This window comes from Pseudomonas sp. NFX98 (genome assembly GCF_047784845.1).
GTDB lineage: Bacteria > Pseudomonadota > Gammaproteobacteria > Pseudomonadales > Pseudomonadaceae > Aquipseudomonas.
Genome location: NZ_JBLNNF010000005.1, coordinates 121,851 through 139,851, shown reverse-complemented (window position 1 = coordinate 139,851; position 18,001 = coordinate 121,851). Strand labels below are relative to the sequence as shown.

At 60.4% G+C, this 18,001-nt stretch carries 16 protein-coding genes; 15 read left to right on the top strand and 1 reads right to left on the bottom strand.

Going from position 1 to position 18,001, the window contains the following annotated elements:
* Positions 1 to 192: 192 nt before the first annotated feature.
* Together ACM110_RS08270 and ACM110_RS08265 are read left to right on the top strand one after the other, a co-directional pair.
* Entirely contained in the window at positions 193 to 447 is a 255-nt protein-coding gene (locus tag ACM110_RS08270) for a hypothetical protein (RefSeq protein ID WP_090328096.1), read from the top strand.
* 31 nt (positions 448 to 478) lie between these two features.
* The gene (locus tag ACM110_RS08265; protein WP_338584265.1) at positions 479 to 1,048 is read left to right on the top strand and encodes a lipocalin family protein; all 570 of its coding nucleotides are present in this window, start codon (positions 479 to 481) and stop codon (positions 1,046 to 1,048) included.
* 100 nt (positions 1,049 to 1,148) lie between these two features.
* Here the strand turns inward: ACM110_RS08265 and ACM110_RS08260 are convergent, their stop codons facing one another.
* Entirely contained in the window at positions 1,149 to 2,513 is a 1,365-nt protein-coding gene (locus ACM110_RS08260) for a formimidoylglutamate deiminase (protein ID WP_416127388.1), read from the bottom strand.
* A gap of 146 nt (positions 2,514 to 2,659) precedes the next feature.
* Here ACM110_RS08260 and hutC point away from each other — a divergent pair, with 146 nt between their 5' ends.
* The 13 genes from hutC (at position 2,660) to ACM110_RS08195 (ending at position 17,974) form a co-directional block, all read left to right on the top strand.
* Complete coding sequence (gene hutC, locus ACM110_RS08255) at positions 2,660 to 3,370, top strand: histidine utilization repressor (protein ID WP_162135916.1); 711 nt, start codon at positions 2,660 to 2,662, stop codon at positions 3,368 to 3,370.
* The gene (locus ACM110_RS08250) at positions 3,367 to 3,936 is read left to right on the top strand and encodes a HutD family protein (RefSeq protein ID WP_416127387.1); all 570 of its coding nucleotides are present in this window, start codon (positions 3,367 to 3,369) and stop codon (positions 3,934 to 3,936) included. The genes hutC and ACM110_RS08250 overlap by 4 nt, the downstream gene beginning before the upstream one ends.
* Positions 3,937 to 4,380: 444 nt before the next feature.
* Positions 4,381 to 6,048: a urocanate hydratase gene (hutU, locus tag ACM110_RS08245; protein WP_416127386.1), complete on the top strand. Its 1,668-nt coding sequence runs from the start codon at positions 4,381 to 4,383 to the stop codon at positions 6,046 to 6,048.
* A gap of 160 nt (positions 6,049 to 6,208) precedes the next feature.
* Positions 6,209 to 7,681: a purine-cytosine permease family protein gene (locus tag ACM110_RS08240; RefSeq protein WP_416127385.1), complete on the top strand. Its 1,473-nt coding sequence runs from the start codon at positions 6,209 to 6,211 to the stop codon at positions 7,679 to 7,681.
* Between the two features lie 69 nt (positions 7,682 to 7,750).
* Positions 7,751 to 8,719 (top strand): ABC transporter substrate-binding protein, encoded by a 969-nt coding sequence (locus tag ACM110_RS08235; RefSeq protein ID WP_338584270.1) that lies wholly within the window; start codon positions 7,751 to 7,753, stop codon positions 8,717 to 8,719.
* Positions 8,720 to 8,789: 70 nt separating this feature from the next.
* A complete protein-coding gene (locus tag ACM110_RS08230; protein WP_338584271.1) occupies positions 8,790 to 9,641 on the top strand; it encodes a proline/glycine betaine ABC transporter permease in 852 nt (283 codons plus the stop codon).
* Positions 9,638 to 10,468 (top strand): glycine betaine/L-proline ABC transporter ATP-binding protein, encoded by an 831-nt coding sequence (locus ACM110_RS08225; RefSeq protein WP_338584272.1) that lies wholly within the window; start codon positions 9,638 to 9,640, stop codon positions 10,466 to 10,468. The genes ACM110_RS08230 and ACM110_RS08225 overlap by 4 nt, the downstream gene beginning before the upstream one ends.
* An 88-nt stretch (positions 10,469 to 10,556) precedes the next feature.
* The gene (gene hutH / locus ACM110_RS08220) at positions 10,557 to 12,080 is read left to right on the top strand and encodes a histidine ammonia-lyase (protein WP_416127384.1); all 1,524 of its coding nucleotides are present in this window, start codon (positions 10,557 to 10,559) and stop codon (positions 12,078 to 12,080) included.
* A 111-nt stretch (positions 12,081 to 12,191) separates the two neighbouring features.
* Entirely contained in the window at positions 12,192 to 13,730 is a 1,539-nt protein-coding gene (hutH, locus tag ACM110_RS08215) for a histidine ammonia-lyase (RefSeq protein ID WP_416127383.1), read from the top strand.
* Positions 13,731 to 13,876: 146 nt separating this feature from the next.
* The gene (gene hutI / locus ACM110_RS08210) at positions 13,877 to 15,082 is read left to right on the top strand and encodes an imidazolonepropionase (protein ID WP_416127382.1); all 1,206 of its coding nucleotides are present in this window, start codon (positions 13,877 to 13,879) and stop codon (positions 15,080 to 15,082) included.
* Between the two features lie 10 nt (positions 15,083 to 15,092).
* Positions 15,093 to 15,896 carry an N-formylglutamate deformylase gene (gene hutG / locus ACM110_RS08205; protein ID WP_416127381.1) on the top strand — a complete coding sequence of 268 codons (804 nt, stop codon included), beginning with the start codon at positions 15,093 to 15,095 and terminating at the stop codon, positions 15,894 to 15,896.
* Positions 15,897 to 16,109: 213 nt separating this feature from the next.
* The gene (locus ACM110_RS08200) at positions 16,110 to 17,057 is read left to right on the top strand and encodes a choline ABC transporter substrate-binding protein (protein WP_416127380.1); all 948 of its coding nucleotides are present in this window, start codon (positions 16,110 to 16,112) and stop codon (positions 17,055 to 17,057) included.
* The gene (locus ACM110_RS08195) at positions 17,057 to 17,974 is read left to right on the top strand and encodes an alpha/beta hydrolase (RefSeq protein ID WP_416127379.1); all 918 of its coding nucleotides are present in this window, start codon (positions 17,057 to 17,059) and stop codon (positions 17,972 to 17,974) included. Before ACM110_RS08200 ends, ACM110_RS08195 begins: the two co-directional genes overlap by 1 nt.
* Positions 17,975 to 18,001 lie beyond the last annotated feature (27 nt).

Here is an 18,001-nt window from a genome sequence, read left to right as displayed (position 1 = left end):
CGCCAAAGATTAGACACTTTTGACGAAAACCGACGAAATGCCCGATAGCCGAACAAAGTGGCTGATTCTTGGGGAAATGGCAGACGAGCGGCCCAACAAATAGCGGGTCGGCGAGGGAACCAGATGGGGGTTTTCTCTTCTAAGGTTCTGCTTGGCAGCCATGCCAATCCCCTTCGCCCCTGGAGTTACACCATGTCGCTGCGATCCATCGCCCTGCTTTCGTTCTGCGTGTTGTTGGCTGCATGCAGCAAGGTCAATCAGGAAAACTACTCGAAGCTCTCGGCCGGCATGGCCAAGGCCGACGTGGAAACCTTATTGGGCAAACCCGCCGATTGTTCAGGCGCGCTCGGCATGTCCAGTTGCACCTGGGGCGACAAGAACAGCTTTATCAGCGTGCAGTATGCCGGTGACAAAGTGCTGATGTTTTCCGGCCAAGGCCTGAAGTAAACCGGGGCTACGCGCCCACGGGAGAAAAACAATGAAGCGGTTATTGATGATTCTTTTTGCCGGCCTGGTATTGGCCGGCTGTGCCAGTTCTGGCCAGGATCCGTTGGCGCCGAAAACGGCCAACAGCGTCAACCTCAAGCGCTACCAGGGCACCTGGTACGAATTGGCGCGCTTGCCGATGTATTTCCAGCGCGACTGCGCGCAATCCGAAGCTCATTACAGCCTGTTGCCCGACGGTAACGTCGCGGTGCTGAACCGCTGCCTGACAGCGCAGTGGCAATGGGAAGAGGTCAAGGGCACGGCTTATCCACAGGTGCCGGGCAAGACCGACAAATTGTGGGTCGAGTTCGATACCTGGTTTTCCCGGCTGATTCCGGGCATTGCGAAGGGTGAGTACTGGGTGCTGTACGTCAGCGATGACTACAAGACGGCCATCGTCGGCGACCCGAGCCGCAAGTACCTTTGGTTGCTGTCGCGCACGCCGACCGTCAACGGTGTGGTGCGTGAAGAGTTGCTGAGCAAGGCGCGTCAGCAGGGTTACGACACCACGCGGCTGATCTGGCGGGCGTCGGATACGCAGATGGCGAAAACCTCGAACTAGCGGTGAGACTCAAAAAAAGATCGCAGCCTTCGGCAGCTCCTACAGGGATCGAGTGATTCTGTAGGAGCTGCCGAAGGCTGCGATCTTTTGCTTTTAAGGTTTAACCAAGCAAGTCGCGCAGGACCTGGGTGAACGCTCGGTTGCTCTCTTCTTCATCAGCATGCCGGCCATCACGCACGACCCACTGACCGTTCACCAGCACATCCCGCACCTGCCGATCACCACCGGCAAACAACCAGCGATTCAAAATTCCGTCGCCACTGGCCGTTGTCAGATATGGATCGTTGCCGTCCAGCACCAGCCAATCCGCACGCTTGCCCACTTCCAATGCGCCAATCGGCTGACCCAACGCCTGCGCGCCGCCATCGAGTGCGGCATCAAACAATGTGCGTCCGACCATCGGCTGATCCGCGCCATACAAACGGTTGCGCCGCTGGTCGCGTAGACGTTGGCCGTATTCCAGCCAACGCAGTTCTTCCACCACGCTCAATGACACATGGCTGTCGGAACCGATGCCCATGCGCCCGCCCTGAGCGAGGAAGTCCACCGCCGGGAAAATCCCGTCACCCAGGTTGGCTTCGGTCGTCAGGCACAGACCGGCGATGGCGCGACTCTTGGCCATCAGCGTGACTTCTTCCGGGTTGGCGTGGGTCGCGTGGACCAGGCACCAGCGCTGATCAACGTCGACATTTTCGTACAGCCATTGCAGCGGACGGCGACCGCTCCAGGTCAGGCAGTCGTCGACTTCTTTTTGCTGTTCGGCGATGTGGATGTGCACCGGGCACTGTTTATCGCTGGCTGCCAGCACCTCGCTGATCTGCTGCGGAGTGACCGCGCGTAGCGAGTGGAAGCAAAGCCCCAGAGCCTGCGCCGGTTGCTGCGCGAGGATTGGCTGCAAGCGCGATTGCAGCTTGAGGTAGTTTTCGGTGCAGTTGATGAAGCGGCGCTGGCCTTCGTTCGGCGTCTGGCCACCGAAGCCGGAGTGGCTGTAGAGCACCGGCAGCAAGGTCAACCCGATACCGGCGGAACTGGCGGCCTGGCTGATGCGCAGGGCCAGTTCGGCGGGGTCTGCGTAAGGTTGACCATTGAGGTCGTGGTGCACGTAGTGAAATTCCGCGACCGAGGTGTAACCGGCCTTGAGCATTTCGATGTACAGCTGACGGGCGATGACGCCGAGTTGTTCCGGGCTGATTTTTCCGACGAGGCGATACATCAAGTCGCGCCAGGTCCAGAAACTGTCGTTCGGATTGCCCGCCACTTCCGCCAGCCCGGCCATGGCCCGCTGGAAGGCGTGGGAGTGCAGATTCGGCATGCCCGGCAACAGCGGACCGCTCAACCGTTCGGCGTCATCTGCATGGGAATCGGCCTGGATATGGGTCAATACGCCGTCGGCGCTGACCTCAAGACGTACATTGTTGGCCCATCCACTAGGCAGCAGCGCGCGTTCGGCAAAGAAGGCGGACATGGTTCAGCACCCCATCGTGTGTTATTTGTATATACATATACAGACGTTTGCCTGCCCGGTAAACTCCGGCAAGCTAGCAACCCTATCCAAACGAACAAGGATTAACCGTGCCGACTCCGCCTCCAGTCTCTCCGTTGGCCGCGAACATGGGCGACAGTCCGGCGCCCTTGTACGCCCGCGTCAAACAAATGATCACCCAGCAAATCGACAGTGGAAACTGGCCGCCGCACTACCGCGTTCCGTCGGAAAGCGAGCTGGTCAGTCAACTGGGCTTCAGTCGCATGACCATCAACCGGGCCCTACGCGAGATGACCGCCGATGGCCTGCTGGTGCGCATGCAAGGCGTCGGCACGTTCGTCGCTGAACCGAAAAGCCAGTCCGCCCTGTTCGAAGTGCACAACATCGCCGACGAAATCGCCTCTCGCGGCCATCGCCACACCTGCAAGGTCATCACCCTTGAGGAAGAGGCTGCCGGCTCCGAGCGCGCCCTGGCCCTGGACATGCGCGAAGGGCAGAAGGTATTCCACTCGCTGATCGTGCATTTCGAAAACGACATTCCGGTGCAAATCGAAGACCGTTTCGTCAACGCGCTGGTGGCACCGGATTACCTCAAGCAGGATTTCACCCTGCAAACGCCATACGCCTACCTGAACCAGGTTGCGCCGCTGACCGAGGGCGAGCACGTGGTCGAGGCGATCCTCGCCGAGCCGTCCGAATGCAAATTGCTGCAAATTGAAAAGGGCGAGCCGTGCCTGCTGATCCGTCGCCGCACCTGGTCCGGGCGTCAGCCGGTGACAGCCGCTCGCTTGATCCACCCCGGTTCCCGTCATCGCCTGGAAGGTCGCTTTCATAAATGAGCAGTCTGAAAGTTTTACGCGCCAAAGATTACCCACGCATGCCGTGGAAAAATGGCGGCGGCAGCACCGAAGAAATCACCCGCGACGCCGGCACCGGTCTGGACGGGTTTGGCTGGCGCCTGTCGATTGCCGACATTGGTGAGTCGGGCGGGTTTTCCACCTTCGCCGGATACGAGCGGGTGATTACCGTGTTGCAAGGCGACGGCATGACGCTGACAGTGGATGGTCACAGCACCCGGCCACTGTTACCGCTGGACCCATTTGCCTTCAGTGGTGAGAGCAAGGTTTCCTGCGCGTTGCTTGGCGGTCCGATTCGCGACTTCAATCTGATTTATGCGCCGCAGCGTTATGACGCGCGGTTGCAGTGGTTGAGTGGCGAACAGCGGTTCTTCAGCTCGGCGGGGACAGTGTTGGTGTTTAGTGTCAGCGAAACGCTGGAAGTGAAAGTCGGTAACAGTGTTTCGCAGCTTGGTCGGCATGATTGTTTGCAACTGGGCGGTAACACCGGTCTGCTGGACGTCTCCGTCAATGGCGCATGCTGTGTGATTGAACTGGCTGCACGCTGATTCAAAAATCCTTAAAAGATCGCAGCCTTCGGCAGCTCCTACAGAATGTACGCATTCCAATGTAGGAGCTGCCGAAGGCTGCGATCTTTTGCTTTTCAGCGTTCCCCAAAGCGCACCACTTTGTTACCGAACGCCCCAGCGTGGCGCAAAGCTCCGCTCAAGTAACAACGTTCCCGTCCTCCCCAAAATCCCTCCGAAAAATTTCATCTACGTCAGAACCCTTGTTTCAGGCGCTCTCCAGCCGTTTCAGTATTTTTCTTGAATGCGCATCCAACAAGTTGGCCGCTTGATTGCATATGCTTGTATGTACAAGTAAAGACGTATGCGTATGAGTCACGAAGACTCAACCGTCGTCCACTGATTCGCCGGTGTGCACTGATGCCCATCGGCTTGCTCGCCCACTGCCTGGGCTGGTTTTGGATTGATTGCTGAGGAGTTCTTTTCGTGACTAAATTTCGTGACGTTGAAATCCGCGCTGCCCGCGGTAACAAGCTGACCGCCAAGAGCTGGCTGACCGAAGCGCCGCTGCGCATGCTGATGAACAACCTCGACCCGGAAGTCGCCGAGAACCCTAAAGAACTGGTGGTTTACGGTGGTATCGGTCGTGCGGCACGTAACTGGGAATGCTACGACAAGATCGTTGAAAGCCTGACCAACCTGAACGACGACGAGACCCTGCTGGTGCAATCCGGCAAGCCGGTCGGCGTGTTCAAGACCCACACCAACGCACCACGCGTACTGATCGCCAACTCCAACCTGGTTCCACACTGGGCGAGCTGGGAACACTTCAACGAACTCGACGCCAAAGGCCTGGCCATGTACGGCCAGATGACCGCCGGCAGCTGGATCTACATCGGCAGCCAGGGCATCGTCCAGGGCACTTACGAAACCTTCGTCGAAGCCGGCCGCCAACACTACAACGATGACCTGAAAGGCAAGTGGGTGCTGACTGCTGGCCTGGGCGGCATGGGTGGCGCTCAGCCTCTGGCCGCAACCCTGGCCGGCGCTTGCTCGCTGAACATCGAATGCCAGCAGGTCAGCATCGATTTCCGCCTGAAAAGCCGCTATGTCGACGAGCAAGCCACTGACCTCGACGACGCGCTGGCCCGCATCGCCAAGTACACCGCCGAAGGCAAAGCGATCTCCATCGCCCTGCTGGGCAACGCGGCTGAAATCCTGCCGGAACTGGTCAAGCGCGGGGTGCGCCCGGACATGGTCACCGACCAGACCAGCGCCCACGACCCGCTCAACGGCTACCTGCCGGCCGGCTGGACCTGGGATCAGTACCGCGAACGCGCCAAGACTGAACCGGCCGCTGTAATCAAAGCCGCCAAGCAATCGATGGCCGTGCACGTTAAAGCGATGCTGGACTTCCAGAAAATGGGCGTGCCGACCTTCGACTACGGCAACAACATCCGTCAGATGGCCCAGGAAGAAGGCGTGGAAAACGCATTCGATTTCCCTGGCTTCGTACCGGCTTACATCCGTCCGCTGTTCTGCCGTGGCATCGGCCCGTTCCGTTGGGCTGCACTGTCGGGCAACGCTGAAGACATCTACAAGACCGACGCCAAAGTCAAAGAGCTGATCCCGGACGACGCCCACCTGCACAACTGGCTGGACATGGCTCGCGAGCGCATCAGCTTCCAGGGTCTGCCGGCACGTATCTGCTGGGTTGGCCTGGGTCTGCGCGCCAAGCTCGGTCTGGCGTTCAACGAAATGGTGCGCAGCGGCGAATTGTCGGCGCCAATCGTGATCGGTCGCGACCACCTGGACTCCGGTTCGGTCGCCAGCCCGAACCGTGAAACCGAATCGATGCAGGACGGTTCCGACGCTGTGTCCGACTGGCCACTGCTCAACGCCTTGCTGAACACTGCAAGCGGCGCGACCTGGGTTTCCCTGCACCACGGCGGCGGCGTCGGCATGGGCTTCTCCCAGCACTCGGGCATGGTGATCGTCTGCGACGGTACTGACGAAGCGGCCGAGCGTATCGCTCGCGTTCTGCACAACGACCCGGCGACCGGCGTCATGCGTCACGCCGATGCCGGTTACCAGATCGCGATCGACTGCGCCAAGGAACAAGGGCTGAACCTGCCGATGATTACCGGCAAATAAAGAAAGCGGGCCTTGGCCCAATGCAAACCTGTAGGAGCTGCCGAAGGCTGCGATCTTTTGATCTTGATCCTTTGAAGGCAAAAGATCGCAGCCTCGTTTCACTCGACAGCTCCTACAAAGATCACACCAACCCAGAATAACAATCCACAGAGGTTGAACCATGGCTGTTAACAGCGAGCGTGCAGGCAACAAACCGTTGATCGAGAAGCGCTCGATCGACTACATCCCGGAAGCGGAAAGACACGGTCGTCTGTTCAGCCAGTTCACCCTGTGGATGGGTGCCAACCTGCAAATCACCGCGATTGTCACCGGGGCCCTGGCCGTGGTGCTGGGCGGTGATGTGTTCTGGTCGTTGATCGGTCTGCTGATCGGGCAACTGCTCGGCGGTGGCGTGATGGCGCTGCATGCCGCGCAAGGGCCAAAGCTTGGCCTGCCACAGATGATCTCCAGCCGCGTGCAGTTTGGGGTTTATGGCGCGGCCATCCCGATCGTGCTGGTGTGCCTGATGTACCTCGGTTTCACCGCAACGGGCACGGTACTTTCCGGCCAGGCACTGGGCCAGTTGTTTGGCGTCAGCGACAGCGTCGGTATCCTTATTTTCGCCAGTGTCATCGTGCTGGTCACGGTGCTTGGCTATCGGGTGATCCATTGGATCGGCCGTATCGCCAGTGTCATTGGTGTGATTGCCTTCGTTTACCTGTTCGCTCGCCTAATGAGCCAGACAGACGTTGGCGCACTCCTGCAAATCCGTCACTTCAGCTGGAGCAGCTTCCTGCTCGCGGTGTCGCTCGCGGCATCCTGGCAGATCGCCTTCGGCCCTTACGTGGCTGACTATTCGCGTTACCTGCCGAGCAAGGTGTCCTCGGTGAAAACCTTTTTCGCCGCTGGCGCAGGTTCGGTGATTGGCGCACAGGTGGCGATGGTCCTCGGCGTGTTTGCCGCAGCTTCTGCCAATGGGCAGTTCGCCGGGCACGAAGTGGCTTATATCGTTGGTTTGGGCGGTACCGGTGCCACCGCCGCGCTGCTGTACTTCAGCATCGCGTTCGGCAAGGTCACCATCTCCACGCTGAACTCCTACGGCAGCTTCATGTGCATTGCGACCATCATCAGCGGTTTCCGTGGTGATCTGAAGGTCACGCGCTTGCAGCGTCTGGTCTTCGTGCTGGTCATCGTCGGTGCCGCGACCCTGATGGCGTTGCTCGGTCAGCACTCGTTCCTCGGTGCGTTCAAGTCCTTCATCCTGTTCTTGCTGGCGTTCTTCACGCCCTGGAGCGCGATCAATCTGGTGGACTACTACTGCATCACCCGCGAGCGCTATGACGTGCCGGCGCTGGCCGATCCGAACGGTCGCTACGGCCGTTGGAACGCCCTCGGTATCAGCGTCTATGTTTTCGGTGTGCTGGTGCAGTTGCCGTTCATTTCCACCAAGTTCTACACCGGTTCAATGGTGGCGGCCCTGGGTGATGTGGATATTTCCTGGATCATCGGCCTGGTACTGCCTGCCGCCGTGTATTACGTGTGCGCAAAAAAATGGCACGGCAGCGTGCCCGATCAATTGATTCTGCCGGTCGAGCAGGACAGCGTTGAACAACCAAAAACAAGCGGGGCCGGTCGCGCTGCGGCGCAGGCCTGACTGGACGTGGACAGGGCTGGATGCCTCTTGACTGCCGTAAGCCCATTCATGATTAGGAGCGTCAATACAATGAAATCGAACAAGACCCTGCTGACCACATTGCTTTCCATGGGCCTGCTGGCCAGCGCCGGCGCCACTCAGGCGGCGGGTTGGTGCGAGTCGGGCAAACCGGTGAAGTTCGCCGGCCTGAACTGGGAAAGCGCCATGCTCCTGACCGACGTGATGCAAGTCGTGCTGGAGAAAGGCTACGACTGCAAGACCGACAGCCTGCCGGGCAACTCCATCACCATGGAAAACGCCCTGGGCAGCAACGATATTCAAGTGTTTGCCGAAGAATGGGTCGGCCGTAGCGAAGTCTGGAACAAGGCTGAGAAGGCCGGCAAAGTCGTCGGCGTTGGCGCACCGGTAGTGGGCGCAATCGAAGGCTGGTACGTGCCGCGTTACGTGATCGAAGGCGACGCCAAGCGCAAGCTGGAACCTAAAGCGCCGGACCTGAAAAACATTGCTGACCTGGGCAAATACTCCGCCGTGTTCAAGGACGCCGAAGAGCCATCCAAGGGCCGTTTCTACAACTGCCCGGCCGGCTGGACCTGTGAGCTCGACAACAGCGAAATGCTGAAAAGCTACGGCCTGGAAAGCACCTACACCAACTTCCGCCCAGGCACTGGCCCGGCGCTGGATGCCGCCGTGCTGTCGAGCTACAAGCGCGGCGAGCCGATCTTGTTCTACTACTGGTCGCCAACTCCGCTGATGGGCCAGGTCGATGTAGTGAAACTCGAAGAGAAGCCAGGCGTGAACAAGACCGTGACCATCAAGGTCGGTCTGTCCAAGACGTTCCACGACGAAGCACCAGAACTGGTGGCGGTGCTGGAAAAGGTCAACGTACCAATCGACATCCTGAACCAGAACCTTGGTCGCATGACCAAGGAGCGGATCGAGTCGCCAAAACTGGCCAAGATCTTCCTGAAGGAACATCCTGAAGTCTGGCACGCATGGGTGAGCGAAGACGCAGCCAAGAAAATCGACGCGGCCTTGTAGGTTGAGCTTCTCCGACTGTCGGCAACGGCAGTCGGATGCTTGATCGCAACCCCTTGATTGAGAGTCTCTTATGTTTCCCGAAAGCTTTACCTTTTCCATCGCCGACTGGGTCAACGGTTGGGTCGATTCGCTGGTCACCAACTACGGCGACGTGTTCCGGCACATCTCCGACACCCTGTTGTGGGCCATCGTCAATCTTGAAAGCCTGTTGCGTGCGGCACCGTGGTGGTTGATGTTGGCCATCGTCGCCGGCGTGGCCTGGCACGCGACCCGCAAGGTCGTGACCACCGCCGTGATCGTCGGTTTGTTATTCCTGGTGGGCGCGGTCGGCCTCTGGGACAAGCTGATGCAGACCCTCGCGCTGATGATGGTGGCGACGGTCATTTCGGTACTCATCGGCATTCCGCTGGGCATCCTTTCGGCGCGCAGCAATCGCCTGCGTTCGGTGCTGATGCCGCTGCTGGACATCATGCAGACCATGCCGAGTTTCGTGTACCTGATCCCGGTGCTGATGCTGTTCGGTCTGGGTAAGGTTCCGGCGATTTTCGCCACCGTTATCTACGCCGCACCGCCGCTGATCCGCCTGACCGATCTGGGCATTCGCCAGGTCGATGGTGAAGTGATGGAAGCGATCAACGCCTTTGGTGCCAATCGCTGGCAGCAACTGTTCGGCGTGCAACTGCCGTTGGCCCTGCCAAGCATCATGGCCGGGATCAACCAGACCACCATGATGGCCCTGTCGATGGTAGTAATTGCCTCGATGATCGGTGCCCGTGGCCTGGGTGAAGACGTGCTGGTGGGGATTCAGACCCTCAACGTCGGACGCGGCCTCGAAGCCGGTCTGGCGATCGTGATTCTGGCAGTGGTGATCGACCGCATTACTCAGGCGTATGGTCGGCCACGGCATGAGGTGAGCAAATGAACAACGCAACCGTGAGCAAGATCGAAGTCAAAAACGTCTTCAAGATTTTCGGCAACCGTTCCAAGGAAGCGCTGGCCATGGTTGGCCAGGGCAAAACCAAAGAGCAGGTGCTGAACGATACTGGCTGCGTGGTCGGTGTGAACGATTTGTCCCTGAGCATCGGCAGCGGCGAGATCTTTGTGATCATGGGCCTGTCGGGTTCCGGCAAATCGACGCTGGTACGCCACTTCAATCGCCTGATCGACCCGACCAGCGGCGCGATCCTGGTGGACGGCGTGGACATCCTGCAATACGACATGGAAGCCCTGCGCGAATTTCGTCGACGCAAGATCAGCATGGTGTTCCAGAGCTTCGGCCTGCTGCCGCACAAGAGCGTGCTGGACAACGTTGCCTACGGCTTGAAAGTGCGTGGCGAAAGCAAAGCCATGTGCAGCGAACGTGCGCTGCACTGGATCAACACCGTGGGCCTCAAGGGCTACGAAAACAAATACCCGCATCAGCTCTCGGGCGGCATGCGTCAGCGTGTGGGCCTGGCTCGCGCCTTGGCGGCGGACACTGACATCATCCTGATGGACGAAGCGTTCAGCGCCCTCGACCCACTGATCCGCGCGGAAATGCAGGACCAGTTGCTGGAGCTGCAAAAGACCCTGCACAAGACCATCGTCTTCATCACCCACGACCTCGACGAGGCCGTGCGCATCGGCAACCGCATCGCGATCCTCAAGGACGGCCGCCTGATCCAGGTCGGCACGCCACGGGAGATCCTGCACTCGCCGGCGGATGAGTATGTCGACCGGTTCGTGCAGCGTCGGGCGGCGGTGGTTTAAAGGTTTTGTGGCGGCTGTTTCGGCCCAATCGCTGGCAAGCCAGCGATGGGGCCGGTAAAGCTGCATCAATATTTGGATGAGGTTGAAGATGTCCCAGGCTGAAAAAATCGTTATCACCCAAGCGCAAGTCACTTGGCAAGACGTGGTCGCCGTGGCCCGCGATGGCGCACAGCTTGAGCTGTCGGCGCCGATCTGGGCGCGCATCGAAAATGCTCAGGCCATCGTGCAGCGCATCGTCTCCAGCGGCGAACGCGCCTACGGCATCAACACCGGCCTGGGCGCCTTGTGCAACGTCTCGCTGCAGGACGAACAACTCAGCCAGTTGTCGCGCAACACCTTGCTCAGCCACGCCTGTGGCGTCGGCGCGCCGCTGAGCGACGAACAGACCCGCGCGATCATGTGCGCCGCCGTCGTCAACTACAGCCACGGCAAATCCGGCCTGCACCGTCAGGTGGTTGAAGCGCTGCTGGCGCTGCTCAATCGCGGCATCATTCCGCAAGTGCCGTCCCAGGGTTCCGTGGGTTACCTGACCCACATGGCGCACATCGGCATCGCGCTGCTGGGCGTGGGCAATGTCAGCTATCGCGGGCAAATCGTATCGGCTCAGCAAGCGCTGGCTGAAGAAGGCCTGCAACCGGTCAAACTCGGCGCCAAAGACGGTTTGTGCCTGGTCAACGGCACGCCGTGCATGAGCGGCCTGAGCTGCCTGGCCATCGCCGACGCTACGCGCCTGCTGCACTGGGCCGACGTGATCGGCGCCATGAGCTTCGAAGCCCAGCGCGGGCAGATTGACGCGTTCGATGCCGAGATCATCGCGCTCAAACCGCACCCGGGCATGCAACAGGTCGGGATCAACCTGCGCGCCTTGCTCGACGGCAGCGAAGTGATTGCGAAGAGCAAAGGTATTCGTACCCAGGACGCGCTGAGCATTCGTTCGATCCCGCAGGTGCACGGCGCCGCGCGTGATCAACTGGTGCACGCGATCAAGCAGATCGAAACCGAGCTCAATGGCGCTACCGACAACCCGCTGGTGCTGGGCACTGCGGACAATTACCGCGTGGTTTCCCAAGCCAACCCGCACGGTCAATCCGTGGCGTTGGCGGCGGACCTGCTGGCGATCGCCATGGCGGAAATCGGCTCCATCGCCGAGCGTCGTCTGGACCGCTTGATCAATCCGCACGTCAGCGGCCTGCCGGCATTTTTGGTGGCCAATCCGGGGGTGAACTCCGGGATGATGATCGTGCAATACGTCGCCGCTTCGCTGTGTGCGGAAAACCGCCAATTGGCGCAACCGGCGGTGCTCGACAACTTCGTGACTTCGGGTCTGCAGGAAGATCACCTGAGCATGGGCACCAACGCCGCACTCAAGCTGCATCGCGCGCTGGAAAACTGCACGCAGATCCTCGCCATCGAGTACCTGTTGGCGGCCCAGGCGTTTGAATTTTTGAAAGAGCAGCGCTTCGGCGCGGGCACCGATGCTGCGTGGCGTCTGCTGCGTGAGCGGGTTCCGGCTTACGATCAGGATCGTTGGCTGGCGCCGGACATTGCCGCCGCTGCCGGCGTGTTGAAAGAAGCGAATTTGCTGCACAAGACTCTGCCGAACCTGAACTGATTTCTACATAAGCCAGCGTGCCAAGGCGCCAGCCCCCCAAAAGGTGGGAAGCGACGGACAACGGACATCTCCGGAGCGTCTGGTTAGTTAATAAAAACTCTCAAAAGGAGAATGAACGTGACTGCGCTTAATTTGATCCCTGGCCAACTGACCCTCGCCCAACTGCGTGAGGTGTATCAGCAACCGGTGAAACTGACCCTCGACAACAGCGCCTCGGCGCAGATCGAAGCCAGCGTCGCCTGCGTGGAACAGATCCTCGCCGAGAACCGCACCGCTTACGGCATCAACACCGGTTTCGGCCTGCTGGCTTCGACCCGCATCGCCAGCGAAGACCTGGAAAACCTGCAGCGTTCGCTGGTGCTGTCCCACGCTGCCGGTGTCGGCCAGCCGATCAGCGACGAGCTGGTGCGCTTGGTCATGGTGCTCAAGGTCAACAGCCTGAGCCGTGGTTTCTCCGGCATCCGCCGCGTGGTGATCGATGCGCTGATCGCCCTGATCAATGCCGAGGTATACCCGCACATCCCGCTGAAAGGTTCGGTCGGTGCATCGGGTGACCTGGCGCCTCTGGCCCACATGTCGCTGGTGCTCCTGGGTGAAGGCAAGGCGCGCTACAAAGGCGAGTGGATGGAAGCCACAGAAGCCCTGAAAGTCGCCGGTCTGGCGCCGCTGACCCTGGCCGCGAAAGAAGGCCTGGCGCTGCTCAACGGCACGCAAGTGTCCACCGCGTTTGCCCTGCGTGGCCTGTTCGAAGGCGAAGACCTGTTCGCCGGTGCCTTGGCCCTCGGTGGCCTGACCGTTGAAGCGGTATTGGGCTCGCGCTCGCCATTCGACGCACGCATCCACGCTGCCCGTGGCCAGAAAGGCCAGATCGACGCTGCTGCCGCTTACCGCGATCTGCTGGGCGAGCGCAGTGAAGTGTCCGACTCCCATGAAAACTGCGAGAAGGTACAAGATCCGTATTCCCTGCGCTGCCAGCCGCAAGTCATGGGCGCCTGCCTGACTCAGTTCCGTCAGGCCGCCGAAGTGCTGGCCGTCGAGGCCAACGCGGTCTCCGATAACCCATTGGTTTTCGCTGCCGAAGGCGACGTGATTTCCGGCGGCAACTTCCACGCCGAGCCGGTGGCCATGGCCGCTGACAACATGGCGTTGGCCATCGCCGAAATCGGCTCCCTGAGCGAGCGCCGCATCTCGCTGATGATGGACAAGCACATGTCGCAACTGCCGCCATTCCTGGTGGCCAACGGCGGCGTGAACTCCGGCTTCATGATCGCCCAGGTGACGGCTGCTGCACTGGCCAGCGAAAACAAGGCACTGTCCCATCCACATTCGGTGGACAGCCTGCCGACCTCCGCCAACCAGGAAGACCATGTGTCGATGGCCCCGGCTGCGGGCAAGCGTCTGTGGGAAATGGCCGAGAACACTCGCGGGATTCTCGCGGTGGAATGGTTGGCGGCGGTGCAGGGGCTGGACCTGCGCAACGGTCTGAAGACGTCGACGAAGCTGGAAAAGGCTCGCGCCATCCTGCGTAAAGAAGTGGCGTTTTATGAGAAGGACCGGTTCTTTGCGCCGGACATCAATGCGGCGACTGAACTGTTGGCTTCGCGTTGCCTGACTGAACTGGTTCCGGCCAAGTTGCTGCCTAGCCTTTAATGGATCCCCTGTAGGAGCTGCCGTAGGCTGCGATCTTTTGATCTTGCATTTAAAAGATCGCAGCCTCGTTGCACTCGACAGCTCCTACAGAGGAATGCATACCTTGTGGGAGCGCGATCAGATTTTGAATTTTGTGGAGACTAGGGATGAAAACCCTCTGGCAACACTGCCACGTCGCAACCATGGCGCAAGGCGTCTACTCGATCATCGAGGATGCGGCCATCGTGACGTCCGGTGCGCTCATAGAGTGGATCGGCCCGCGCGCTGAACTGCCGGCGGGCGAGTACCCGGCGGTCAACGATTTGAACGGGGCCTGGGTTACGCCGGGCCTGATCGACTGCCACACCCACACGGTGTTCGGCGGTAACCGTAGCGGTGAATTCGAACAGCGTCTGCAAGGCGTCAGCTACGCGGAAATTGCCGCTGCCGGCGGCGGCATCGCCAGCACCGTGCGCGCCACCCGCGCCGCCAGCGAAGACGAGTTGTTCGCCAGCGCCGCCAAGCGCCTGAAAAGCCTGATGCACGATGGCGTCACCAGCATCGAGATCAAGTCCGGCTACGGTCTGGACCTGGCCAACGAACGCAAGATGTTGCGCGTGGCCCGTCGCCTCGGCGCCGAACTGCCGGTCAGCGTGCGCAGCACTTGTCTGGCGGCTCACGCCTTGCCGCCGGAGTACAAGGATCGCGCCGACGACTACATCGATCACATCTGCACCGACATGCTCCCGGCCCTCGCCGCCGAAGGGCTGGTGGATGCAGTGGATGCATTCTGTGAATACCTGGCGTTCTCACCTGCTCAAGTCGAGCGCGTCTTCATCACCGCCCAGGAACTGGGTTTGCCGGTGAAGCTGCACGCCGAGCAATTGTCGTCGTTGCACGGTTCGAGCCTGGCGGCGCGTTACCACGCATTGTCCGCCGATCACCTGGAATTCATGACCGAAGACGACGCCATTGCCATGGCCGAATCCGGCACTGTCGCCGTGCTGTTGCCCGGTGCTTTCTACTTCCTGCGTGAAACCCAATTGCCGCCGATGGATGCCCTGCGCAAACACGGCGTGAAAATCGCCATCGCCAGCGACCTCAACCCCGGCACCTCGCCAGCGCTGTCGTTGCGCCTGATGCTGAACATGGCTTGCACCTGTTTCCGCATGACCCCGGAAGAAAGCCTGGCGGGCGCAACGATTCATGCCGCCACTGCTCTGGGCATTGCCGACACCCACGGTTCGCTTGAGACGGGCAAGTTTGCGGACTTCGTCGCCTGGCAAATCGATCGACCGGCCGACCTGTGTTACTGGCTGGGCGGCGACCTGGAAAAACGCGTCGTGCGCCACGGCGTCGAAACGAGTCTGTAGGAGATCTGTTGTGGATAAGGTTCTGAACTTCAAACAAGGCCGCGTGCCGCTGCTGATCAGCATGCCACACGCCGGTGTGCGCCTGACGCCTGCGGTCGAAGCCGGGCTGATCCCCGACGCGAAAAGCCTGCCGGACACCGACTGGCACATCCCGCAGCTTTATGACTTCGCCGCCGAACTGGGCGCCAGCACCCTGGCCGCCGAGTACTCGCGGTTCGTCATCGACCTGAACCGGCCGTCCGACGACAAGCCTTTGTACGTGGGCGCCACCACCGGCCTGTATCCGGCGACATTGTTTGACGGTATTCCATTGTTCCGCGAAGGACTGGAGCCTTCAAAAAAAGAACGCGCGACGTATCTGGAAAAGGTCTGGACGCCGTATCACAGCACCCTGCAAAACGAACTGGCGCGCCTCAAGGCTGAGTTCGGCTATGCGCTGCTGTTCGATGCGCACTCGATCCGCTCGATCATTCCGCATCTGTTCGACGGCAAGCTGCCGGACTTCAACCTCGGCACCTTCAACGGCGCCAGTTGTGATCCTCAGCTTGCCACTCAACTGGAAGCGATCTGCGCCGGGCATCCGGATTACAGCCATGTGCTGAACGGGCGCTTCAAGGGCGGGCACATCACCCGGCACTACGGTAATCCGGCCGAGAACATCCATGCGGTGCAACTGGAGTTGGGGCAGTGCACGTATATGGAAGAGTTTGAGCCGTTCCGCTATCGGCCGGATCTGGCGGAGCCGACGAGGGTGGTTTTGAAGGAGTTGCTGAAAGGGTTGTTGGCTTGGGGCCAACAGCACTACAAGAGCTGAAGATCAAAAGATCGCAGCCTGCGGCAGCTCCTACAGGGGGGATTCGCGTTTCCCTGTAGAAGCTGCCGAAGGCTGCAATCTTTTTTGTCGCCTCCGTGCAAAACACGGTCGCCACAGTTCGCTTTTACCGCTCGTCTGCTGCGTAATGTTCTGGCCACGGTGCACAAAGACACCGGCCTCACAATAATCCGCTGCCGCACGAGACTCATCCCGATGAAAAGACTGTTTACCCGCTGTCTCTCAATCCTCTGCGGCACCGCTCTGTTGAGCGCCGGCGCCATGGCCGCTGACGACGCCTCCTGTAAAGCCGTGCGCATGGGTGTGGTCAACTGGACCGATGTGATCGCCACCAGCGGCATGGCCGATGTGCTGCTCAATGGCCTCGGCTACGAAAGCAAGCAGACCAGCGCCGTGCAGCAAATCATCTTCGCCGGTATTCGCGACAAGCGCCTGGACATCTTCCTCGGTTACTGGAAACCGGCGATGGACAAGAACATCGCGCCGTTCCTGGCCGCCAATCAGGTGAAGGTCCTGGACAAGCCAAGCCTGGCCGACGCCCAGGCCACCCTCGCGGTTCCTGACTACGTGGCGGCTGCGGGTTTGAAAACCTTCGCCGACATCGCCAAATTCAAAGACCAGCTCGGCGGCAAGATCTACGGCATCGAGCCGGGCAGCGGCGCCAACACCACGATCAAGACCATGATCGAAACCAATCACTTCGGCCTCAAGGACTTCAAGCTGATCGAGTCCGGTGAGGCCGGCATGCTCGCCGCCGTTCAGCGCGCGGTGAATCGCAAGGAGTTCGTGGTGTTCGTCGGCTGGACCCCGCACCCGATGAACATCAACATGAAGATCGCCTACCTGACCGGCAGCGAAGACGTCTACGGGCCGAACGAAGGGGCGGCGACCGTCTCCACCGTGACCGCGCCGGATTACGCCCAGCGGTGCCCGAACGTCAATCGCCTGCTGGAAAACCTGACCTTCACCGCCGCTCAGGAAAGCCAGCTGATGGTGCCGATCATGGAGCGCCAGACGCCCCAGGACGTCGCCAGAAAATGGCTGAGTGACCATCCAGAGGATTTGCAGCGCTGGCTGGCCGGTGTCAGCAGTTTTGATGGCAAGGACGGCGTGGCCACGGTTCAGGCCAGCCTGAAAAACTGATGACGACCTATCCTCTGTCAGAACAGCTGTCGGCGTTCGTCGACAAAACCCTGAGTTTCAACAGCACCGAAATCAGCCTGAACGGGTTGCGCCAGGCTTACAGCGAGATGTGCCGGGCATTCACCCCGCCACGTCCCGCCGGGCTGTATGTCGTCGATTTCGAGTTGGCCGGTGTGGCGGTGCGGTCTTACCAGCCGCCGGCTTCATCGTCGACCGATGCTGTTGCGTGCATCGTTTATCTGCACGGCGGCGGGTGGGTGGTTGGCGACCTGGATTCCCACGACTTCATTTGCGCCGAGCTGGCCTCGACACTGGGCGTGTTGGTGATCGCCGTCGATTATCGTCTGGCGCCGGAGCATCCTTTTCCGGCGGCGTTCGATGACTGTCTCAGCGTCTGGCGTGCTCTGCGCACCGGTCCGTTTCGAATCGACCCCGAACGCACGCTGGTGGCCGGTGACAGTGCAGGCGGCAATCTTGCTGCGGCGCTATGTCTGGCGTTGCGCGACGCGGGTGAGCCGTTGCCGGCTGCGCAGGTGCTGATCTATCCGGGGCTGGGGGGCGATCAACGGTTAGCGTCGCGCAGTGAATGCGTTGATGCGCCATTGCTCAGCAGCAGTGATGTGGATTGCTATCACGCGTTGTATTTGCGCGGCACGGCAAAACCGGGCGCCTATGCGATGCCGCTGCTCGCAGCGGATTTCAGCGGACTGCCCCCGGCACTGATTGCCGTGGCGCAGTTCGACCCGCTGCGCGATGACGGCGTGCTGTACGCCGAACGGTTGAACGCCGCCGGTGTGACCGCGACGCTGTATTACGGCAACGGGCTGGTCCATGGTTGTTTGCGGGCGCGGGGGCAGGCCGTCGAGGTGGATGCGCTGTATGAAACCCTGCTGCGGTATCTCGCGGAAAAACTCTGACCCTGCAAGGGCATGCTCATTGATGTA